Below are 21,221 nucleotides of genomic sequence, written 5' to 3'. Positions count from 1 at the left end.
TACACCAAATCAAACATTCAGCTTACTTCGTTGCGTAAACTGTAATTTCTACACGGCGATTTTGCTCACGACCTGCTGCAGTTGAGTTATCTGCAATTGGAGAACTTGAACCATAACCGCGCGCAGACATACGTGCAGAAGAAATACCTTGCGTCGATAAATAGTTCATTACAGAGTTGGCACGGCTTTGTGACAATGGGTTATTAATCGCATCTGTCCCTGTGTTGTCTGTATGACCATGAATAACCAATGCAAGTTTGCTTGATGTACCACCTTCAGCCAACACACGTGCGACATTATTCAAAGCAGCTTGGAATTTAGGTTGAATCGTTGCAGAGTTCGTTGCAAAAGTTACGCTTGGCATCACCATATTGATCGAACCATCTGGATTACGACCAACGTCAACACCAGTTCCCGCAAGTTCTTGACGTAAACGCTTTTCTTTTTGATCAAGCAATAAACCTGCACCACCGCCAACAACTGCACCAATCGCAGCTGCTTGACCCATTTTGTCTTTATCTGCATTTGAATAAGCAAGACCTGCACCCAACAGAGCACCAAGACCAGTACCAATTGCCGCTTTGTCATATTCCATATTTTGGCAACCAGAAAGTGCCAATACCCCAACAACTGTAGAAATTAAAAGTGTGCGCATATATTCCCCCTATTTTTTGATAATGAAAATTTAGACAATAAAAAATCGAATCATAGCAAACTATGATTCGATTCTTAGCTTTCAATTAAAAAATAGTGCTAATTCTATTACAATTTTTTATTTAGCAGCGTAAATACTAATTTCTACACGACGGTTTTGTTCACGACCAGCAGCAGTAGAGTTATCTGCGATTGGATTTTGTGAACCATAACCTTGAGTATCGATACGGCTAGATACGCCTTTGCTTCTTAAATAGCTTGCAACGGCTGAAGCACGGTTTTGAGACAATGGAATGTTAATTGAATCATTACCTGTATTATCTGTATAACCTGAAACAAGAATCACACTCTTGTTATCTTCATTTAACGTTTGAGCGACTTTGTTTAACGTTGCGTAGAAATTCGGCTTAATTGTAGATTTGTTCGTATCAAACGTAATGCTGCCTGGCATGATTAACGCAACAGAACCATCTGGATTACGGCCAACATCAACACCGCTACCCGCCATTTGTTGACGAAGTTTTTTCTCTTTATTGTCTAAATAAAGACCAGTACCCGCACCTAAAACTGCACCGATCGCAGCAGCTCGGTTGTTTTGAGCTGAAGAGTTGGCATTACCACGAGACAAGCCATAGCCTGCTGCAGCACCGATCAAACCGCCTAAAGCAGATTTGTCGTATTCCAAACCACCGATGTTATTACCAGTTGATTGACAGCCAGAAAGTGCCAAAGCCCCTGCTACTGCTGCTGTAATTAAAAGTGCACGCATCGCATGCCTCCAAGTTGTGTTTTTTGTTAGTCTTGATTTTGTTATAAAAAATAACATTTCACTATTGGCATTTTGTTAAAAGTTTCACATTTTTTTACATTTCGTAATATATGGTGCAAAGTTTGCAAATGTGATCATCATAATTTGTACACAGTTTATAAATGCCCTTTTTAATTTTTAGCCAAACGACTATATTTAATACTTTATTCGAAAACACAATAATTCATTAGGACTGTTCTATGTCACCTTTGCAACAGAAACAACCTATCTTAAAAAAAATTACAAAAGGACTTATCGTCGGTAGTGTAATCACTGGCAGTACCTTTTTTCACGGACCGCCAGTACTGGCACTTGGTCTAACCAAACTTTTTAAAAAATCACAAAAAGTTGATGAAACCAATATCAATATTACCAACAGTTGGCTCGGTATTAATAATTGGTTAATTGACCATATACTACCGAATACACAATGGGATATTACCGTAGATGATGATTTAGATTTGAATATGCAAGGTCGTTATTTAATGACCTGCAATCATCAAAGTTGGGTAGACACCACGGTTAATCAATATTTTGGTTTGACTCGTATGCCGCTCACACGGTTTTTTACCAAGTGGGAACTTATTTTTATTCCTTTTGTTGGGCAAGCTTTTAAAATACTCGGTTTCCCAATGATGAAACGTCATTCCAAAGCACAAATTGCAAAAAATCCTGAACTTAAATTTCGTGATATGGAAGAAGCACGTAAATCTTGTGAACAATTGCTCAGTCAGCCTTTTACACTGCTCAATTATTTGGAAGGAACACGCTTCACGCCAGAAAAACATCAACAACAAAATTCTCCCTACACCCATTTACTTAAACCGAAAGCTGGTGGTTTAGCATTAGCCTTGGATATTTTAGGCGATAAGATTGATGCTTTGATGGATATGACCATTGTCTATCCAAATGGCGCGCCAGGTTATGGTGAGTTTTGGCTAGGTGACGTTCCACGTATTGCTGTCAATATGCGTAAAATTAATATTCCAGATTGGGTGCTTGGCGGCAATTATGAAGATGATGCAGAATATCGTGAGCGCTTCCAAGCGTGGGTCGATGAATTGTGGACTGAGAAAGACCAATTAATTAGTGCAATGAAAAATAAATATCAGCTTTAAACAAGCAAGATCTTTCATGTTGTGACTTAACCATGAATAATAGAAACTTAGGCCATCATGAAAGGCTTTAAACGTTAAAAGGAACGGTAATGACCGCGCAAGAATCGCAGCCAACAATATCAGAAACTAAAAATAATAATAAAAAGCGCCATATCCGTCATGATACTCCTGGTTGGAAATTATTTTTAGCCTATGACATCTTTATGATGTTCATTATTGTATTCAATTTATTTTGCTTATGTGCCAATGCTTTTTTAATGAGTAATTTTGGCAATTGGTTTTTTGATACCGTTAACTTACCTCAAGTTTTACAATACTATAAGACGGACTTACACCCTTGGGTGATCAAAACTGAAAGTTGGTTTATTACCTTTCTAATTGTCGAACTACTGGTTCGTTGGCTCATTGCCATTATCAATAAACATCATGCACGTTGGTTTTTCTTTCCCTTTATTCATTGGTATGAAATTTTAGCGATTAGCCCTTATCTACGTTTTTTACGTCTTATTCGTGCAGGGGTTATTGCTTATCGTTTCCATGAAATGGGGCATAAAGTCATTCCAGATAGCATTATGAAACGGGTTTTATTCTATTATCGAGTGGTGATGGAAGAATTGTCAGATCGTGTGGTTATTACTGTGATTGATGGTGTAATACAAGAATTAGACACCAGCTCAAGTCATAAAAAAATTATTCATGATTTAGTTGATCATCATCGTGATATTTTTGCCAAAACAGTTGCAGAAGTTTTACAAGAATCACTGGCGACTGAACTCAACGCACAACGTCATCTCATTACCAATAATGTGGGGCAAATTGTTCGCCAAGCCATTGAAGATACACCACAGTTAACCCAATTACTGCGTTTAATCCCAATTGCAGGTGGCATGATTGAAAACCAAATTCAAAACATAGGTCAACAATTGGGTGAAAATATCACTCAAGGACTGATTCAACCATTCACGGAAGGAAGTCCGAGCAATCCAAATGCAATGTATCAGTTGATATCGACAAAACTGAGCCAGTTAAATATTGAGAATCAAAGGCTCGAACAATTGGTTGAATCTGTAGTCTATGAAAGTTTAGAATCATTGCGAAAACAAGTTGCTGTTAAACAATGGCAACTTGAAATGAATAAGAATGATCAAGCTAAAGACTAAACCATTCAAAGAATCGGCATTTGATTAAAATTATTTGTATCTTTACTAGTGAAATCAGTCAATTTGTTCTAGCATTTGCGCTATTTACACATTAACTTTGAGTTAGAAAATTTAGGTCACAAGCCTTTTAAGGAATAATTATGGCTGATATACGGATTACAGGCAGAATGGTTAATTTTACCCGATTAACCTTTGATACAAATGATCATCATGCCATCCGCCAGCAATTAACATCAATGATGAGTGAAACGTCTTATCAAGGCGCTTTGGTGATTATTGACACAACCGTTGAACAAGAGCTTATTGCATTGATTCAATTGATTATTAGCCTTGATTTACAGCCTATGGCTGTGATTGATGGGTTATTGGGCGATCAAGCACGTGCAATTCAGTTCCCTGTTTTGCCATCAGATCGCCCTTTACAGCGTATTAAAGCAAGCAAAGAACAAGTTGTTGAAACACCTGTAAAAGAACCTGCTTCACCTGCGGTACAAGATAAAAAACCAACAGCTGAACCAGTGAAAACTATTCGTCATATTACGTCTTATCATGATGAAATTTTACGTACTGGACAATGTCTCGTTCAAGATCATGGTGACATTATCCTCAACGCTGGCATTAATAGTGGTTCTGAAGTGATTGCTTCAGGAAATATACATATCTATGGCAGTGTTCGTGGTAGAGTCATTGCAGGCGCGGGCGGTAATACTGCTGCAAGAATATTTTGTCATTCACTTGAAGCCGAATTAGTTTCAATTGCGGGAACATATTGTGTAGCTGATGATATTCCACAAGATCTGGTAAAAAAAGCTGCACATATTCACTTGAATGATCAACAAGAGCTTGTATTTGAAGCTCTTCAATTTTAATGTATTAAATTAAACACCATAAAAGATCCCCATAAAAGGGATGACCATAACAGGAGTGGATTCGGTGGCCAAAATTGTTGTCGTTACATCAGGCAAAGGCGGCGTAGGTAAAACTACGACGAGCGCATCTTTCGCAACAGGTTTAGCCCTTCGTGGTCATAAAACTGTAGTTATTGATTTTGACGTAGGTTTACGTAATTTAGATTTAATTATGGGCTGTGAACGCCGTGTAGTTTATGACTTTGTTAATGTTTTGAACAATGAAGCTCGTTTACAACAAGCGTTAATCCGCGATAAAGAAATTGAAAACTTATATATTCTTCCTGCGTCACAAACACGTGATAAAGATGCCTTGACCGATGATGGCGTGGCGCGTGTAATGGACGAACTTTCACAAGAATTTGATTATATTATTTGTGACTCACCTGCGGGGATTGAACGTGGTGCGATTTTAGCCATGTATCATGCAGATGAAGCGATCATTGTGACCAACCCAGAAATTTCATCTGTTCGAGATTCAGACCGCATTATTGGTATGCTCGACAGTAAAACTAAAAAAGTTGAAAACAATGAAGGGCGTATTCGTAAACATTTATGTATCACACGTTTTAACCCTGAACGTGCTGATAAACAAGAAATGTTAACGATTGACGATATTTCTAAAGATATTTTGCGTGTTCCAACTTTAGGTGTTATTCCTGAATGTCCAAGTGTGTTGCAAGCTTCGAATGAAGGTAAACCCGTTATTCTTTATCATGAAGCTTCTGCGGGTCAAGCATACGATGACTTAGTGGCACGTTTCCTCGGTGAAGACCGCCCTTATCGTCACATTACAGTGAAACCAAAGGGTTGGTTAGCACGATTATTTGGAGCGTAAGAAATGGCAGGATTTTGGAGTAAACTTTTCAGTAATGATGACAAACCATCTAGCGCCCAAACTGCTAAAGATCGCTTAAAAGTTATTGTTGCTTCTGAAAATGGTTTGGGTAAACGTCTAAGCCAAGACAAGATTGATCAAATGAAGAAAGAAATCATGCAAGTGGTCAATCGTTATGTCCGTGGCGTAGATGAACAACACATTCAAATGCAAGTTCGTTCTGAAGCGAATATTGAAATGTTGGAAATGAATATCAATTTACCTGAAGAACATTAATTTTATTATTGATTAGTCAAGTAAATAGATTCAGGGCAAAATATGGCGCAGAGAAAAAGAATCGCTTTTCCTGTGATGCATATTTTGCCCTTTTTCTTCGACAAATTTCATCAATCTATTGCATATTTTATGATAATGAACAGCAATAATTTTTTTATAATGATGAAATATATCCAAGTATTTTTAATTTTGAGGAGATGCTGTTATGGCACTTTCACAGCCAGCAACGTTCAATGAAGAATGGTCAGACGAGCGTGTATTTGCCTATTTAGATCAACTTCCTCCTGAAGGGGTGAATGGTGATTTCCATGTGCTTTATCACGCTTTCAAACATATGCGTCCTTTTGATTATGAACGCCTTTTAACAAAATTTGTTGCAGATGGTCGTGATCTGAATGGAACCAATCCCGAAGGTCAGCGTATTCATGATGTCATTGCACAATATCCACGTCAAAAAGATGGATTTATAGAAGTTCTAGCAAAATTTGCGTAACTTTTAATTAGATAAAAAAACCTGCATATTGCAGGTTTTTTTATGGATGAAGTATTTAATGAATCAATTCTAGAAATACTTTTATTAAGCATAAATTTATGAGTGACAAAAACACAAGTTACTGATTAATCATAATTTTATTTAAAAATATTCTGATTCAATCTTATCGATTACCAATTAAATATGCACCAAACACTGTAAAGATTCCACCAGAAATTCCATCAATCCATTTTGCAGAATTTTGGTAAGCTGCTTTAAAACTTGGTAATGAAAATACAAATGCCACGAAGCTAAACCAAACCAATGTTTCTATAGACACGATGATGAATAATAGAGAATGTACGCCATCTAAAGCAGGATTGGCTAAAAAGACCGAAAATACGCTGCCGAAATAAATCACTGCTTTAGGATTAGATAAGTTGGTGAGTAAGCCTTTTAAGAAAAAATGCAGATTATTTTGTGGAAGTTCAAAGTGATGCTGTTCTGTGGCTGGTTTTTTACTGAATGCTGATCTAAGCATTTGAAAACCTAACCAACACAGATAAATCCCACCAATAACTAACATTACTTGTTTTAACCAAGCCATTTTTTCAAAAATAATATTTAGACCCAACAATGCCAAAAGTGCCCAAACCATCACGCTTGCTGTAATCCCCAAAACAACAAACATCGACTGCTTACGTGAACGACTGATAGCCGTTTGAGAAACCAGAAAGAAATCTGGACCTGGTGTAATCAAAGCACAAAAATGAATAAAAACTAGGGTGCATAAGGCAAAGAGCATGTTTAATATTCCACTGAGTCTAGAGCGTTATTTTAATGTGAAAAATCATGTTTTACTATGCTTTTTCTTAGCCTGTCATTCATCTATCTTCAAAAATATGCTTTGAAACTCACTGCTTGGCATCAGTCAATTTTAGACTTTAGAATATTTTCAAATCAGACTGCCATTTAACTAATATTTATTGAAATATACCAAATTTAAAATCTATAATTCTCATGCTCAATTAAAAAAGAATAAGACATGCTCGATTTAAATAAGAACCCTGTACCATCTGAAATTGAACAACAACCTGCTACCATTGAAGAACAGAAAATCATTAGCTTAAACAAATTCTTGATCCTCTCTGTTCTAACTATGGGACTCTATCAAATATGGTGGATATTTAAAGCATGGCGTTTCTTCATGCAAAAAGATCAATTGAATATTATGCCTGTTGCTCGAGCAATTTTTGCAATATTTTTTCTTTATCCATTATTTAAAAAAATAAAAGACTATGCGAAATTGCAAAATTACTCGAAGGATTTTTCTGCTAGTTTAATGTTTTTAGGATTTCTATTTTTCACATTATTATCTAATTTACCTGATCCATTTTGGCTCATATCACTGTTGAATGTTGTATTTATCATTCCTGCTTTTCAAGCATTGAATTTTGCAAAAAGAACATCAAATCAATATGTCGTAATCGAGCAAGAGAAGTTTAATACGGCGCAAATTATTGTCATGATTATTTGTTCTATTTTTTGGATATTTATGATGTTTGGACTTTATTTGACTTTGACAGGACAGTTGCAATGAGCGTCTACTCACTGCAACTGTTTTCCTTTAAACGAGAATATCACGCTTACCATTTGCGCCCTGAGAACTCACAATACCTTGCTCTTCCATTTGATCGACAATACGTGCTGCTCTGTTATAACCTAGACTAAACTTACGCTGTAATGAAGATACAGAGACTTTCCGTGTTTCTAATACAAATGAAACACATTGGTCGTATAAGGCATCACGGTTTGGATCACCATCACTATCTTCAAAACCACGGGTAGTCGGATCTTCATCATATGGCGTTAAGATTTCATCGACATAATCTGGATCACCACGTTCACGCCACGCATCACAAATACGGTTTACTTCATCATCACTAATAAAAGCCCCATGAACACGCTCAGCATCAATTTTACCTGGCCCAAGAAACAGCATATCGCCATGCCCCAGTAAGTCTTCCGCACCACTACCATCAAGAATAGTACGTGAGTCAATTTTACTGTTTACCCGTAATGCCACACGTGTCGGAATATTGGCTTTAATCAAACCTGTAATCACATCTACAGATGGACGTTGGGTTGCAAGTAGTAAATGAATACCCGCAGCACGTGATTTCTGTGCAAGACGAGTAATCATTTCTTCAGCTTTTTTACCTACTTGCATGATCATATCTGCAAATTCATCCGCAACAATCACAATCGACGGTAACGGTTTTAAACGAGGTGCTCGCTCTTGAGTTGCAGAATCACCTGCTTTCCATGTGGGATCGATTAAATCTTCACCATTGGCAATGGCTTCTTCAACTTTACGGTTATAGTCAGCCAATTTACGAATTTTTAAGAAAGACATTAATTTATAACGATGCTCCATTTCATTCACACACCAATTCAAAGCATTGACTGCATCTTTCATGTCAGTCACAACAGGTGTGAGTAAATGTGGAATATCGTTATAGTTTGCTAATTCTAATTGCTTTGGATCGATAAGAATTAAGCGTAATTGATCAGGTGTATATTTCAATAACATTGATAAAATCATTGAGTTAACAGCAACAGACTTACCTGAACCTGTCGTCCCTGCAACGAGCATATGTGGTGCTTTACCTAAATCAGTAATGACTGGATTTCCTGAAATATCTTTACCCATCGCCATCGAAAGTATACTCGATGGATCTTTAAACATTGGGCTTTCAAGTAATTCAATCAGGCGTACCATTTCACGACTGCTATTGGGTACTTCAATGCCAATATAAGGTTTCCCGGGGATAACCTCGACCACACGTACAGATGACATAGACATGGAACGAGCTAAATCTCGTGAAATATTAGTCACTTTAGAGGCTTTAACACCAGGTGCTAAATCCAATTCAAAACGTGTTACAACAGGCCCCGGTTGCGCTTCAATCACTTTGGCTTTGACGTTAAACTCTTGTAGCTTAATTTCTAACAGCTCAGATAGTCGTGATAATTGCTCTGCAGTAAAATTAACCTTTTTATTTGGATCAACTTTATCTAACAACTCTAAACCCGGCAAAGTAGATAAATCACGGCGTTTTTGTGCCACTTGCATCGCACGTGACATTGGGCGACCAAATGAATCTGTTAATGGTGCATCTAAATCAAACTCATCATCTAAATCATTTAATTCAGATTTCGATTGTTCTTGGGGCCTTCCAGCCGTGCCCTGCCACGCATCTCTAAATGCATCTTTATCAGCAACAATTAAGTTTTTCTCTTCCTCACTGACCAATGCTGTTGTTTGCAAACTGGTTTGAATTTCGGCACGAGTAAAAGGTGTGGATTGAGCATAACTGCTGGTTGTTCTTGCTACTTCTATATTTTGATGAATGTCTTGAAGGTTACCTTGATCATCTTTTTGGTCGTTGTCTTGATCATTACTTTGATGATTATTTTGAGCGCTATCTTGATAACTATTTTGATGATTATCTTGATAATTGTCTGTTTCGTTGCTTTGACGATTATCTTGAAAATGCTCCTGGCGAGCATCTTGAATATGATGATCCGCAAAATCATCATCTGCAAGCATGGCTAAATCATCTAATTCATTCGCAAGACTTACTGTTGCAATAGAAGTGCCTGCCACAGTAGCAGCAGTTTGAACCATTTGAGCAGCTAGATTTGCATCATGCTGTGATTGAACGATTTCACTATTGAATGGCGAATGAATGTCCGTTGCAGTTTGCCCCTTGGGTACAACAGCCAATAACTCATCAAAGACTTGATCATCATTCCAATCTAAAGATGCTTTTTGTTGATTCAAATTTTGATTTATATTTCCATTAAAATTATGGTGATGATGTAAACTTGGAAAATCATTTGGATGTAACTTTTCAGATTGATCTTCAGAAGCACGTAATAAAGCATCGATATCACGGTTATGATCCTGATCTTGATACAGCGCTTTCCATACTTCACCAGAAGACACTGAACGTTGACTGTCTTGCTCTAAACGATGAGCTTTTTCTAAAGTACGCTCGAACTCCAAATCATCTAGTCCATCAGCCGCAATATCATCGAATTGCATTTGATTCTGAGCTTTGTGCTCATGTTCAACCATATCGTCAAATAGACGTTCAGCCGTTTGAGAATGCTTACTATTTTTAACCACTAAATGCTCATGCGATTGTTCTGACTCAGCAGGCTCGATAAATTCAGCTTGAGCAGTAATCGTTTCAGGCTTATGCGTACCGTTTTTATTATTATGTGGCGTCGTTAAGTCAAAAGCTGACTCACTTTCAGGGACATTTTTATAAAATAGCTCTTGTAAATAAGCAGGTGTTGCCTTGAGCATTGCCCAAGTCTTATTCCATTGAATACCAAATGCTAAAGTAAATAAAATACCCAATAAAACTAAAATGAGTACTACTGCACCATAAATCGTAATCAGTTGAGATAAACTTTCACCAAGCTCATAACCAATGATTCCACCTGACGCATTCTCCAAAGTATCTGCAGGAACATTCCAAATTAAATACAGTAAACTTGAAGTCGCAAGCAATATGAAAAACTGCGCAGCATAACGGAAAGGAAGACTTAAAAAGCTTCTTGGCCACCATACTTGTACAGCTTCTACAAATAAGAATACAGGGATCAGTAAACTCGCCCAGCCTAAAAAACCAAACAATAAATCTGCAATCCACGCACCTGCTACACCACTGGCATTTGAAACCTGTTGGGTATCACTCGAAAGGTGCATCCAACCTGGGTCAAAGGGTGTATAGGTTACTGTTGCAATAAACAGATATATCCCAAATGAAATTAAGAATATTGTTGTTAAAAAGCGCTGTGCATAAACATTTGACACCGCAGTCATATACTATCCTGTAACCAATTATTCAAATGACTCTTATCTGAAGCTTTTAAGCTTTTCTTGAGAGAAGAAATCCTTATATTATGCACCTGTTCTCTAAAAAAAGATGCACTATTATTAGGGTCTGTTGTAAAGCATTGTTAGAAAATTATAGTTTTATTTCTATGAAAACGCTGAACAATATTATTTGATTACTCTATATAGCTCAATTCGATTTAGATGATCAATATTATCGACATCTAAGCCACACAACTTGGATAGAGTTTCACGTATAATTCAATCAATTTCTATATTTTTTATAAAAAAGGATGACTCATGAGCGCTCGTCACTCTCGGTTAATTATTTTAGGTTCTGGTCCTGCAGGTTATAGCGCAGCAGTCTATGCTGCACGTGCCAATTTAAAACCAACCCTTATTGCAGGCATGCAATTGGGCGGTCAGCTTACGACAACGACTGAAGTCGATAACTGGCCAGGCGATCCTGAAGGATTAACAGGTCCAGCTTTAATGGAGCGTATGCAAGCGCATGCTGAGCGTTTTGGCACAGAAATTTTATATGATCATATCAATGAAGTTGATGTTAACGTTCGTCCATTCGTACTCAAAGGTGATATGGAAGATTACACCTGTGATGCTTTAATTATTGCAACAGGTGCTACTGCACAATACTTAGGTTTAGAGTCTGAGCAAGCTTACATGGGGCAAGGCGTCAGCGCTTGTGCAACCTGTGATGGATTCTTCTACAAAAACCAAAAAGTCATGGTTGTTGGTGGTGGTAATACCGCTGTGGAAGAAGCATTATATTTATCTAATATCGCTTCACACGTCACGTTAGTTCACCGTCGTGACAAGTTGCGTTCTGAAAAAATTCTTCAAGATCATCTTTTTGAAAAAGTGAAAGAAGGCAAAATCAGCATTATTTGGAATCATGCTGTTGAAGAAGTTTTGGGTGATAGCAACTCAGGTGTAACTGCTGTACGTATTAAATCAATGCAAGATGACTCAACGCAAGATATTGATGTTACTGGTATGTTTGTTGCTATTGGACACAAACCAAATACGGCAATGTTTGAAGGTCAACTTGAATTACGTAATGGCTATATTCAAGTGCATAGCGGTACAGCGGGTAATGCAACTGCGACTTCTGTTGCAGGTGTCTTCGCTGCGGGTGATGTTGCAGATGATGTTTACCGCCAAGCAATTACTTCTGCAGGTTCAGGTTGTATGGCTGCATTAGATGCAGACCGTTATTTAGATGGGTTAGAATAACTAATTAAACTAAATTTTTTGTAAAAATAAACCGCTGATATAGCGGTTTATTTATTTTTAACATATAAATATCTAAATAATTTTATAAAATTAATACAGGAGAAAATAATGACGACAGCATGGACAGATGGTTATCAAACAGAAGTAAACTATACCTTCGGTTATTATAAAGATTTAAGTCCGAACTTTCAGAAATTTTGTTTACTTCTCAATGGTGTAGATTGTTCAAGTGCAGACCTAGAGCACAATCATTGTGAATTGGGTTTTGGGCAAGGTGTCAGCTTAAATGTACATGCGACTTCAAACTTTGGTACTTTCTATGGTACAGACTTTAATCCTGCACACGCAGCGCATGCGAATACCCTTGCTGAACAATGCCTTGTACCGCATCATTTTTATGATGCGAGTTTTGAAGAGTTACTTGAAAAAGATTTACCAATGTTCAATTCGATCAGCCTACATGGAATCTGGAGTTGGATTAGTCATGAAAATCAACATATTATTTTAAAATTCATTCGTAAATTTTTAAAGCCAAATGGTATTGTCTATATCAGTTATAACTGCCTTACGGGATGGGCAGCAAATATGCCTATTCGTGAACTTTTCCATAGCCATTTTAAATTTAATAGTACGAGTACCAACCCGATTCAAAAAGTAAAAGATTCATTGGCATTTAGCGAGTCACTGTTAAAACAAAATCCAAACTTTGCAAAACGCAATCCTAATGCTTTAAGTAAAGTTCAAGAATTACAAAATCAGAATCCAAATTATTTAATTCATGAATATTTAAACCAAGATTGGCAATGCTTTTCATTCCAACAAGTGGTTCGAACTTTAGAAGATGTAAAACTGACTTATGCAGGTTCAACCGATTTAAATACACAATTAAATAACATTAATTTTACTGCAGAACACCAAGAGTTTCTCAATCAAATTGAGCACCCTATTTTCAAAGAACAATGTCGTGATTATTTTGCCAATACACAGTTTAGGAAAGATTTATTCATCCGTGGAAAAAATAATTTAACCTCTTTACAAACTGAACAGCGCCTCAAAAATACTGCTTTCGTTTTACTGACTGCACCAGAAACGTTACCTAAAACGATTAATGGATATTTAGGTGAATTCAATTTAATCCAAGATATTTATGCACCTTTAGGCGACCATTTCAAAAAACTTGATTATGTACCACAAACGGTTGCCGAGTTAGAAAAAGCCATTCCAAATATAAGCTATGCGCAGATATTAAATGCCTTGGTGATTTTGACGCATTTAGGGCTCGCTATGCCTTGCTTACAGCATCCTGCAACAACAGCACAGATTGAACATTCACATCAATTAAACCGCTTCCTGATAGATCAAGCGAGTTTCCATCAAAACTACCAAGTCTTAGCTTGCCCAATCACAGGCATTGGCATCCCTGTAGATCAATTTAGCCAATTATACTACCGTGCTCATTTTATCGATGGTTTGAATACGGCAAAGCACTTTGCTGAATACATTCAGAACATTTTGGAAAAATTGAATTGGAAAGTTTTAGATAATGAAGGAAATTCAATTTCTGACCGCAAAAAGAGCTTAGAAATATTGCAAGAAAAAGCACAACATTTTATCCAAAGTGATAAGTTAAAAATTGCCAAACAATTAAAGCTTTTTGCATAACATCTCAGCTTACAGAATTATTCAATCATCACAAAGATCAGCTATGATAAGGCTGATCTCTTTATTTGATGATAGAACGTGTCCAAACTTCCGCCTTCAGAATTTATATTTCCAGACCCCATTGCTTCGGATCCAGATGAGCAAGGTCTGATTTGTATTGGTGCAGATCTAAGCCCCTCTACACTTTATGAAGCTTATACACACGGATTATTCCCATGGTTTTCAGAAGGCGAACCGATTTGTTGGTGGAGTCCTGAACCTCGTTGCATTATCCGCCCAAATGATTATCACCCGAGTAAATCATTACTGCGTAACATGAAGAAGTTTGATTATAAAATCACAATTAATCATGCCTTTGAACAGGTCATTCGTTCATGTTCCCTACCGCGTAGCTATGCGGATGAAACATGGATTTCAGAAGATATCATTCAAGGTTATTGTGAACTATTTAATGCAGGCTATGGCTATAGCGTAGAAGTTTGGGATCAAAATAAAATTGTCGGTGGACTCTACGGCGTAACAATTGGACATGGTTGTTTTGGGGAGTCCATGTTTAGTACACAAACGGATGTTTCTAAAATGGCTTTTTATACACTCATGCTGTTAGGACATGAAAATAATTTACCTTGGATTGATTGCCAATTAGTCAATGAGCACTTACTAAGCATGGGTGCTTGTACAATTTCTCGTCAAGCATACTTAAAATCGTTACAAGATGTAATAAAACACCCCTCTATAGATTGGAAAAGTTATCAAGAGCGTGTATTTTCAAGTAAAACAATAGCGAGTTTTTCACGCTTAACGGAATGAATAATAAAAGGAGGGACATGATTTATGAATTCTTATCATCCAAAGTCCCTGTTGAATGACTTGCAATATTATATTACCCCACCACATGATTGCAGTTATCTAGACGATAAATCTGCACGTATGGTTTTTTTAGACCCAGTACATCGTATCGATGTTGTTACGCTGTCTGAATTGTCTCGTGTAGGATTCAGACGTAGTGGCGACTTTGTCTATCGCCCAGAATGTCACCTATGCAGACAATGTTTATCCTGCCGTGTTCCTGTAGCGGAATTTAAAATGCACAGTGCACAAAAGAAAGCGTGGAAACGCAACCAAGACTTAATGGTTAAAATTACATCTACACAAGATGCGACTCAGACACATTATCAACTTTACGAACGCTATATTATTGAACGGCATGCAGATGGTGATATGTTCCCACCCAGTTATGATCAGTTTGAAAAGTTTTTAATTCATAGTTGCTCGGATAGCTTCTTTTTAGAATTATGGAAAGATGATCGGCTCATTAGCGTTTCAACATGTGACCAACTCGATGATGGTATTTCTGCGGTATATACTTTCTTTGATCCAAATGAAAGTAAACGCTCGCTGGGCGTATTTGCAGTATTAAAACAAATTGAATATGTTAAATCGCTCAGTTTAGATTATGTTTACTTAGGCTATTGGGTACCACACTCCAATAAAATGAACTACAAATCACAATATACACCATTTGAATTACTTTTAGATGGTCAATGGCGTCGGATCAATCGTCACTTAGAAGCGAATGAAATTCAACAACTTGGCAATACACTCATGAATACACTTCCCTCTGAGTGGAATGAACCGATAATCAAATAGTCAATCACCAATGAATGTGTAGAGCACCTAAGCGATTCATAAAAGGTGCTCATTTTTAATTATTAGCATTAAAAATATCAAAGACACTTAATCACAATCCATCATCTGCTTCTATGAATAAAAACGTCACTTAAATAATTTTGAAAAATCATCACCACAAGTTTTCACCATAATGATGGCATGCTCACGACCACCCTCAGGTTTTGGATAATAATTTTTTCTTAAATCAATTTGGTGAAATTCTGATTTTTCATATAATGCGATTGCCGCTTTATTCGATTCACGAACTTCTAAAAAAATCTGAACAGGATTATTTTTTAATAAGGCGATGGACTCATCTAATAATTGATAACCTAAACCCTTACCCTGTTGGCTTGGATGAATGGCCATAAGTAAAAGATTTGCTTCATCAACAACAGGTTGTAAAATACAAAAACCGAGTACTTGATGGTCTTGTTCAATCACCGTGCTCACATGGCTATTGATTGATTCTTCAAATTGGTTTTTCGTCCAAGGATGAGTTTGGACTAAATTTTCAATTTGGGAAACAGCAGCTAAGTCTGAAGCTTGCATTAAACGAATCATCTTCGTTCATCAACTCATGATAAAAAAAGAATTATAAGAAATTAATTAAATAAGTCTAGAGTCTGCTGACAATTCACTTATGTTTTCGGTTATGCAAACCACTAATAAAATATCTAAAAATCTAGATTAAAGAACGACTACCGTTGCTTCTTAATACAAATAATGAAGCAGAAATAATGATATCTCATTATTTCTGCTGAAAAATTATAAACCTAACTTTGCTTTCCACGTTTCTAACAAGCTTACTGTATCTAAATCATTTGGATGAAAACCAGGTCTGAAATATGCCAACATCTCTTTGGTCATACCTGCAATAATGCCTTTAGATGGGCTATAAGCATATTTATAAATTATACCAAGTTCTTTAAAATTCAATTTACCATCATCTTTGAGCAAACGAATCACAAATGAAGATTGTGCTATAAAAATGAGCACCATTGATACCACTAAAGCAGTTGTACGTAAACCATAAGCTTTGATACCTTTACCAAATACGGCTTCATAAACATCGTAAGCCACTGCTTTATGTTCATTTTCTTCCACGGCATGCCAATACCACATATAAGACATGGTTGGATCAGTCATTAATTTTTGAATATGTCCATTGACTAACAGTTGCGATGCGATAGTTGCAGTGAAGTGTTCTAATGCTGTGGTCGCTGTTAAATCGACCATCTCTTGTGTCATTCCAAATGGCTTAACTGCACGTGCAAACCATTTACGCGCACCTTGAATTAAAATACCTGTTTCACGCTCATATTTATCAACACGATGTCCAAACTTTTTGGCAGAAGCATTAAAGTTCTCATGCTCTTTGGTGTGCATTGCCTCTTGACCAATGAAAGCACTAATCTCTTTTTGTAATGCTTCGTTGTCTTTAATTGCTGGGTGATATCGAACTGCACGTACAGAATCGATAAATAGTTTTTCACCATCTGGAAATAATGCAGATAATGCTGTCATAAAATGAGTAATTCCTGCGGACTCATCTGCCCAATATTCAGGCACATGATCAAAATTAAAATCCATGCGACGCACTGGAAATGATGCACCTGCACGATTTGAAATATTCACTTTAGCATTCATTGCAATAACTCCTATTAAGCGACTACTCACTCAATTTTTTTATGTTTGTTTTTCTCTTTTGTTATATTACGTTTTTATAAGTTTAGGATAATTGCAGATTAGGTCATACCAATATCAGTTTGGGACATGTTTTAAAATAATTGTTAGACAATCAATTGAATTAGCACTTCCATGACATAAAAAAGAAAAATACACCGAACAGCAAAATACACACCTCATTTTCTCAAACATGTATAAATATGATGTTTATGATTATTAAATTGACATTCAAAAAAAAACGCTCCTAAAAAGGAGCGTTTTTTATACTATAAAGCGATTATAGAGTTACTTTCGCAACAACACCAGCGCCTACAGTACGACCACCTTCACGGATCGCAAAACGTAGACCTGGGTCCATTGCGATTGGGTGAATTAGTTCTACTGACATTTCTACGTTATCACCAGGCATAACCATTTCCACGCCTTCTTGTAATTGGATTGCGCCAGTTACGTCAGTTGTACGGAAATAGAATTGTGGACGGTAACCGTTAAGGAATGGAGTATGACGACCACCCTCTTCTTTAGAAAGTACATATACTTCAGCATCAAACTTAGTATGCGGCTTAATTGTACCTGGTTTAGCAAGTACTTGACCACGTTGTACGTCTTCACGCTTTGTACCACGAAGAAGAACACCACAGTTCTCGCCCGCACGACCTTCATCAAGAAGTTTACGGAACATTTCTACGCCAGTTACAGTTGTTTTAACTGTATCTTTAATACCAACGATTTCAATTTCTTCGCCAACTTTAACGATACCAGCTTCAACACGACCAGTTACTACAGTACCACGACCAGAGATAGAGAATACATCTTCGATTGGCATCAAGAATGGCTTATCGATAGCACGTTCTGGTTGTGGAATATAAGTATCAAGCGCTTCAACAAGAGCTAGAACAGCAGGAACGCCATACTGACCTTCTTCACCGTTAAGTGCAGCCAAAGCTGAACCACGGATGATTGGAGTGTCATCACCTGGGAAGTCATAAGTAGAAAGAAGTTCACGAACTTCCATTTCAACTAATTCAAGTAATTCTTCATCATCAACAAGGTCACACTTGTTAAGGAATACAAGAATGAAAGGTACACCAACCTGACGAGAAAGAAGGATGTGTTCACGAGTCTGTGGCATAGGACCATCAGTCGCAGCACATACAAGAATCGCACCATCCATCTGAGCAGCACCAGTGATCATGTTTTTAACATAATCGGCGTGACCTGGACAGTCTACGTGCGCATAGTGACGAGCTGGAGAATCATATTCTACGTGTGAAGTATTAATTGTAATACCACGTGCTTTTTCTTCTGGTGCAGAGTCAATTGCAGCGTAATCTTTCGCTTCACCGCCAAAAGTTTTAGCACATACAGTTGCAATCGCAGCCGTTAAAGTTGTTTTACCATGGTCGACGTGACCAATTGTGCCCACGTTTACGTGTGGCTTATTACGTTCAAACTTAGCCTTAGCCATGAGATCTTCCTTTTTAAATAACTCATGAGGGTTAGCTCATGAGCATTTGGTTTTAACTATGAATTAGTTTGGGACTTATAGTAATCGAAAGATTACTCGTCGTCACCTTTTTTACCGCCAGTTTGGAACTTAGTGATGATGCCTTCAGCCACGTTACGTGGAGTTTCAGCATACTTCGCAAATTCCATAGAGTAAGTCGCACGACCTTGAGACATAGAACGCATAGACGTTGCGTAGCCAAACATCTCAGCCAATGGAACTTCAGCTTTAATTGCTTTAGTACCACCAGGTAAATCGTCCATACCTTGAACCATACCACGACGACGGTTTAAGTCACCCATGATATCGCCCATGTAGTCTTCTGGAGTTTCAACTTCAACTTTCATGATAGGTTCAAGCAAGATTGGATCTGCTTTCATGAAACCATCACGGAATGCGTACGAACCAGCCATTTTGAACGACAATTCATCAGAATCGACATCATGGTAAGAACCATCAAATAATGTCGCTTTGATACCCACAATAGGGTAACCAGCCAATACACCATTTTTCATACGTTCTTGAATACCTTTGTCTACCGCACCAAAGAATTCTTTAGGTACAGTACCGCCGACAACTTCTTCAGCGAATACGTATTCTTTACCAGCTTCTTCGACATCCATAGGTTCTAAACGAACATATACATGACCGAATTTACCTTTACCACCTGTTTGACGTACGAATTTGCCTTCTTGCTCAACAGTCTTTTTGATTGTTTCGCGGTAAGCTACCATTGGTTTACCAATGTTCGCTTCAACACCAAATTCACGCTTCATACGGTCAACAAGGATGTCAAGGTGAAGCTCACCCATACCAGCAATAATCGTTTGACCAGATTCTTCGTCTGTGCGAACACGGAACGATGGATCTTCTTTAGCCAAACGACCTAAAGCGATAGACATTTTTTCTTGGTCAGCTTTTGTCTTAGGCTCTACAGCTAAAGAAATTACTGGCTCAGGGAATTCCATACGCTCTAAAGTGATGACATTTTTCTCATCACATAATGTATCGCCAGTTGTAACGTCTTTAAGACCTACACATGCAGCGATATCACCAGCGCGGATTTCTTCAACGTCTTGACGATCGTTTGCGTGCATTTGCACGATACGGCCAATACGTTCACGCTTAGCTTTAACTGGGTTATAAACTGGGTCGCCTTGTTTAAGCACACCAGAATATACACGTACGAAAGTTAAGTTACCTACGAACTTGTCATTCATAATTTTGAATGCAAGTGCAGAGAACGGAGCTTCGTCAGATGCTTCACGAATCGCTTTAGTTTCAGCTTTGTCGTCAAGAATACCTTCGATTGGCTTAACTTCAGTAGGCGATGGTAAGAATTCAATAACAGCATCCAACATACGTTGAACACCTTTATTTTTGAATGCTGTACCACAAAGCATTGGCTGAATTTCACAAGCAAGTGTACGTGTACGAATACCCGCAACGATCTCTGCTCTAGAAAGATCACCTTCTTCTAAGTATTTATCCATCAACTCTTCTGAAGCTTCAGCAGCAGCTTCAACCATGTTGATACGCCATTCTTCAGCAGTAGCAACGAGGTCAGCAGGGATATCGCCATACGCGAATTCCATACCTTGAGAAGCTTCATCCCAAATGATGGCTTTCATTTCAAGTAAGTCAACAACACCTTGGAAGTTGTCTTCAGCACCAATTGGCACAACGATTGGTACAGGACTTGCACCAAGACGTGTTTTCATTTGTTCAACAACACGGAAGAAGTTAGCACCAGTACGGTCCATCTTGTTCACGAATGCTAAACGAGGCACTTTATATTTATTTGCTTGACGCCACACAGTTTCTGACTGAGGCTGAACACCACCTACAGCACAATAAACCATGCACGCACCGTCAAGAACACGCATAGAACGCTCAACTTCGATTGTGAAGTCAACGTGTCCTGGTGTGTCAATTACGTTAATACGGTGTTCTGGGAATTGCTTACTCATTCCCGACCAGAAACAAGTAGTCGCAGCTGAAGTGATTGTAATACCACGTTCTTGCTCTTGTTCCATCCAGTCCATTGTTGCTGCACCATCATGTACTTCACCAATTTTGTGAGATACACCTGTGTAGAACAAAATACGTTCTGTGGTCGTAGTTTTACCAGCATCAATGTGAGCTGAAATACCAATGTTACGGTAACGAGAAATTGGGGTTTTACGAGCCATGATTTCTTGCATTCCTAAATTTTGTTGTTTAAAACAGGACGCTTTAAGCTGCAAAACAGCTTAAAGCGCTTTGATAGCAAATCAATGAAATCAATTTGCC

General features: G+C 37.7%; 19 protein-coding genes. 11 read left to right on the top strand and 8 right to left on the bottom strand.

The genetic code is table 11. The annotated features are described in order from the left end of the window. Window positions 1–22 precede the first annotated feature (22 nt). Both ACG94X_RS05265 and ACG94X_RS05260 read right to left on the bottom strand, forming a co-directional pair. The gene (locus ACG94X_RS05265; RefSeq protein WP_419382692.1) at window positions 23–655 is read right to left on the bottom strand and encodes a YiaD family glycine zipper/OmpA-like lipoprotein; all 633 of its coding nucleotides are present in this window, start codon (window positions 653–655) and stop codon (window positions 23–25) included. A gap of 117 nt (window positions 656–772) precedes the next feature. Beyond that, window positions 773–1,423 (bottom strand): YiaD family glycine zipper/OmpA-like lipoprotein, encoded by a 651-nt coding sequence (locus ACG94X_RS05260; protein ID WP_419382691.1) that lies wholly within the window; start codon window positions 1,421–1,423, stop codon window positions 773–775. 239 nt (window positions 1,424–1,662) lie between these two features. Here ACG94X_RS05260 and yihG point away from each other — a divergent pair, with 239 nt between their 5' ends. The 6 genes from yihG to ACG94X_RS05230 all read left to right on the top strand — a co-directional run bounded on the left by yihG (window position 1,663) and on the right by ACG94X_RS05230 (window position 6,255). Beyond that, window positions 1,663–2,580, top strand: coding sequence for a 1-acylglycerol-3-phosphate O-acyltransferase, YihG family (gene yihG, locus ACG94X_RS05255; protein ID WP_419382690.1), 918 nt, complete (start codon window positions 1,663–1,665; stop codon window positions 2,578–2,580). Between the two features lie 89 nt (window positions 2,581–2,669). Next, window positions 2,670–3,740, top strand: a complete 1,071-nt coding sequence (locus ACG94X_RS05250) for a preprotein translocase subunit SecA (protein ID WP_419382689.1) — start codon at window positions 2,670–2,672, stop codon at window positions 3,738–3,740. Between the two features lie 140 nt (window positions 3,741–3,880). After that, window positions 3,881–4,609 carry a septum site-determining protein MinC gene (gene minC / locus ACG94X_RS05245; protein WP_419382688.1) on the top strand — a complete coding sequence of 243 codons (729 nt, stop codon included), beginning with the start codon at window positions 3,881–3,883 and terminating at the stop codon, window positions 4,607–4,609. 64 nt (window positions 4,610–4,673) lie between these two features. Then, window positions 4,674–5,486: a septum site-determining protein MinD gene (gene minD, locus ACG94X_RS05240; protein WP_419382687.1), complete on the top strand. Its 813-nt coding sequence runs from the start codon at window positions 4,674–4,676 to the stop codon at window positions 5,484–5,486. Between the two features lie 3 nt (window positions 5,487–5,489). After that, entirely contained in the window at window positions 5,490–5,762 is a 273-nt protein-coding gene (minE, locus tag ACG94X_RS05235; protein WP_419382686.1) for a cell division topological specificity factor MinE, read from the top strand. Window positions 5,763–5,967: 205 nt separating this feature from the next. After that, the gene (locus ACG94X_RS05230; protein ID WP_419382685.1) at window positions 5,968–6,255 is read left to right on the top strand and encodes a PA4642 family protein; all 288 of its coding nucleotides are present in this window, start codon (window positions 5,968–5,970) and stop codon (window positions 6,253–6,255) included. Window positions 6,256–6,418: 163 nt separating this feature from the next. On the opposite strand, the gene rhtC is transcribed toward ACG94X_RS05230, so the two are convergent. Then, the gene (rhtC, locus tag ACG94X_RS05225) at window positions 6,419–7,039 is read right to left on the bottom strand and encodes a threonine export protein RhtC (protein ID WP_419382684.1); all 621 of its coding nucleotides are present in this window, start codon (window positions 7,037–7,039) and stop codon (window positions 6,419–6,421) included. Between the two features lie 240 nt (window positions 7,040–7,279). On the opposite strand from rhtC, the gene ACG94X_RS05220 reads away from it, so the two are divergent. After that, the gene (locus ACG94X_RS05220; protein WP_419382683.1) at window positions 7,280–7,834 is read left to right on the top strand and encodes a hypothetical protein; all 555 of its coding nucleotides are present in this window, start codon (window positions 7,280–7,282) and stop codon (window positions 7,832–7,834) included. A 27-nt stretch (window positions 7,835–7,861) separates the two neighbouring features. Here ACG94X_RS05220 and ACG94X_RS05215 read toward each other — a convergent pair whose 3' ends face one another. Continuing rightward, the gene (locus ACG94X_RS05215) at window positions 7,862–11,134 is read right to left on the bottom strand and encodes a DNA translocase FtsK (protein WP_419382682.1); all 3,273 of its coding nucleotides are present in this window, start codon (window positions 11,132–11,134) and stop codon (window positions 7,862–7,864) included. Between the two features lie 312 nt (window positions 11,135–11,446). On the opposite strand from ACG94X_RS05215, the gene trxB reads away from it, so the two are divergent. The 4 genes from trxB to ACG94X_RS05195 all read left to right on the top strand — a co-directional run bounded on the left by trxB (window position 11,447) and on the right by ACG94X_RS05195 (window position 15,712). After that, the gene (trxB, locus tag ACG94X_RS05210) at window positions 11,447–12,400 is read left to right on the top strand and encodes a thioredoxin-disulfide reductase (RefSeq protein WP_419382681.1); all 954 of its coding nucleotides are present in this window, start codon (window positions 11,447–11,449) and stop codon (window positions 12,398–12,400) included. A gap of 108 nt (window positions 12,401–12,508) precedes the next feature. Continuing rightward, window positions 12,509–14,062, top strand: coding sequence for a methyltransferase regulatory domain-containing protein (locus tag ACG94X_RS05205; protein ID WP_419382680.1), 1,554 nt, complete (start codon window positions 12,509–12,511; stop codon window positions 14,060–14,062). A 78-nt stretch (window positions 14,063–14,140) separates the two neighbouring features. Next, window positions 14,141–14,872 (top strand): leucyl/phenylalanyl-tRNA--protein transferase, encoded by a 732-nt coding sequence (gene aat / locus ACG94X_RS05200; RefSeq protein ID WP_419382679.1) that lies wholly within the window; start codon window positions 14,141–14,143, stop codon window positions 14,870–14,872. Between the two features lie 24 nt (window positions 14,873–14,896). Then, window positions 14,897–15,712, top strand: coding sequence for an arginyltransferase (locus tag ACG94X_RS05195; protein ID WP_419382678.1), 816 nt, complete (start codon window positions 14,897–14,899; stop codon window positions 15,710–15,712). A 126-nt stretch (window positions 15,713–15,838) separates the two neighbouring features. Here the strand turns inward: ACG94X_RS05195 and rimI are convergent, their stop codons facing one another. From rimI to fusA, 4 genes are all read right to left on the bottom strand, one after another. Next, a complete protein-coding gene (rimI, locus tag ACG94X_RS05190; RefSeq protein ID WP_419382677.1) occupies window positions 15,839–16,297 on the bottom strand; it encodes a ribosomal protein S18-alanine N-acetyltransferase in 459 nt (152 codons plus the stop codon). Window positions 16,298–16,501: 204 nt separating this feature from the next. Beyond that, window positions 16,502–17,383, bottom strand: a complete 882-nt coding sequence (locus ACG94X_RS05185) for a metal-dependent hydrolase (protein WP_419382676.1) — start codon at window positions 17,381–17,383, stop codon at window positions 16,502–16,504. 316 nt (window positions 17,384–17,699) lie between these two features. Then, window positions 17,700–18,890 (bottom strand): elongation factor Tu, encoded by a 1,191-nt coding sequence (tuf, locus tag ACG94X_RS05180; RefSeq protein ID WP_419382675.1) that lies wholly within the window; start codon window positions 18,888–18,890, stop codon window positions 17,700–17,702. 92 nt (window positions 18,891–18,982) lie between these two features. Then, window positions 18,983–21,121, bottom strand: a complete 2,139-nt coding sequence (fusA, locus tag ACG94X_RS05175) for an elongation factor G (RefSeq protein ID WP_419382674.1) — start codon at window positions 21,119–21,121, stop codon at window positions 18,983–18,985. Between the last annotated feature and the right edge of the window lie 100 nt (window positions 21,122–21,221).

The sequence above is a fragment of the Acinetobacter psychrotolerans genome (assembly GCF_048552595.1).
GTDB lineage: Bacteria > Pseudomonadota > Gammaproteobacteria > Pseudomonadales > Moraxellaceae > Acinetobacter.
This window is presented reverse-complemented; position numbering and strand designations above follow the sequence as displayed.

What these genes read in the sequence shown, in the direction of transcription:
- ACG94X_RS05265 (WP_419382692.1), bottom strand. Translation starts at nt 655, where the DNA reads ATGCGCACACTTTTAATTTCTACAGTTGTTGGGGTATTGGCACTTTCT.
- ACG94X_RS05260 (WP_419382691.1), bottom strand. Translation starts at nt 1,423, where the DNA reads ATGCGTGCACTTTTAATTACAGCAGCAGTAGCAGGGGCTTTGGCACTT.
- yihG (WP_419382690.1), top strand. Translation starts at nt 1,663, where the DNA reads ATGTCACCTTTGCAACAGAAACAACCTATCTTAAAAAAAATTACAAAA.
- ACG94X_RS05250 (WP_419382689.1), top strand. Translation starts at nt 2,670, where the DNA reads ATGACCGCGCAAGAATCGCAGCCAACAATATCAGAAACTAAAAATAAT.
- minC (WP_419382688.1), top strand. Translation starts at nt 3,881, where the DNA reads ATGGCTGATATACGGATTACAGGCAGAATGGTTAATTTTACCCGATTA.
- minE (WP_419382686.1), top strand. Translation starts at nt 5,490, where the DNA reads ATGGCAGGATTTTGGAGTAAACTTTTCAGTAATGATGACAAACCATCT.
- ACG94X_RS05230 (WP_419382685.1), top strand. Translation starts at nt 5,968, where the DNA reads ATGGCACTTTCACAGCCAGCAACGTTCAATGAAGAATGGTCAGACGAG.
- rhtC (WP_419382684.1), bottom strand. Translation starts at nt 7,039, where the DNA reads ATGCTCTTTGCCTTATGCACCCTAGTTTTTATTCATTTTTGTGCTTTG.
- ACG94X_RS05220 (WP_419382683.1), top strand. Translation starts at nt 7,280, where the DNA reads ATGCTCGATTTAAATAAGAACCCTGTACCATCTGAAATTGAACAACAA.
- ACG94X_RS05215 (WP_419382682.1), bottom strand. Translation starts at nt 11,134, where the DNA reads ATGACTGCGGTGTCAAATGTTTATGCACAGCGCTTTTTAACAACAATA.
- trxB (WP_419382681.1), top strand. Translation starts at nt 11,447, where the DNA reads ATGAGCGCTCGTCACTCTCGGTTAATTATTTTAGGTTCTGGTCCTGCA.
- ACG94X_RS05205 (WP_419382680.1), top strand. Translation starts at nt 12,509, where the DNA reads ATGACGACAGCATGGACAGATGGTTATCAAACAGAAGTAAACTATACC.
- ACG94X_RS05195 (WP_419382678.1), top strand. Translation starts at nt 14,897, where the DNA reads ATGAATTCTTATCATCCAAAGTCCCTGTTGAATGACTTGCAATATTAT.
- rimI (WP_419382677.1), bottom strand. Translation starts at nt 16,297, where the DNA reads ATGATTCGTTTAATGCAAGCTTCAGACTTAGCTGCTGTTTCCCAAATT.
- ACG94X_RS05185 (WP_419382676.1), bottom strand. Translation starts at nt 17,383, where the DNA reads ATGAATGCTAAAGTGAATATTTCAAATCGTGCAGGTGCATCATTTCCA.
- tuf (WP_419382675.1), bottom strand. Translation starts at nt 18,890, where the DNA reads ATGGCTAAGGCTAAGTTTGAACGTAATAAGCCACACGTAAACGTGGGC.
- fusA (WP_419382674.1), bottom strand. Translation starts at nt 21,121, where the DNA reads ATGGCTCGTAAAACCCCAATTTCTCGTTACCGTAACATTGGTATTTCA.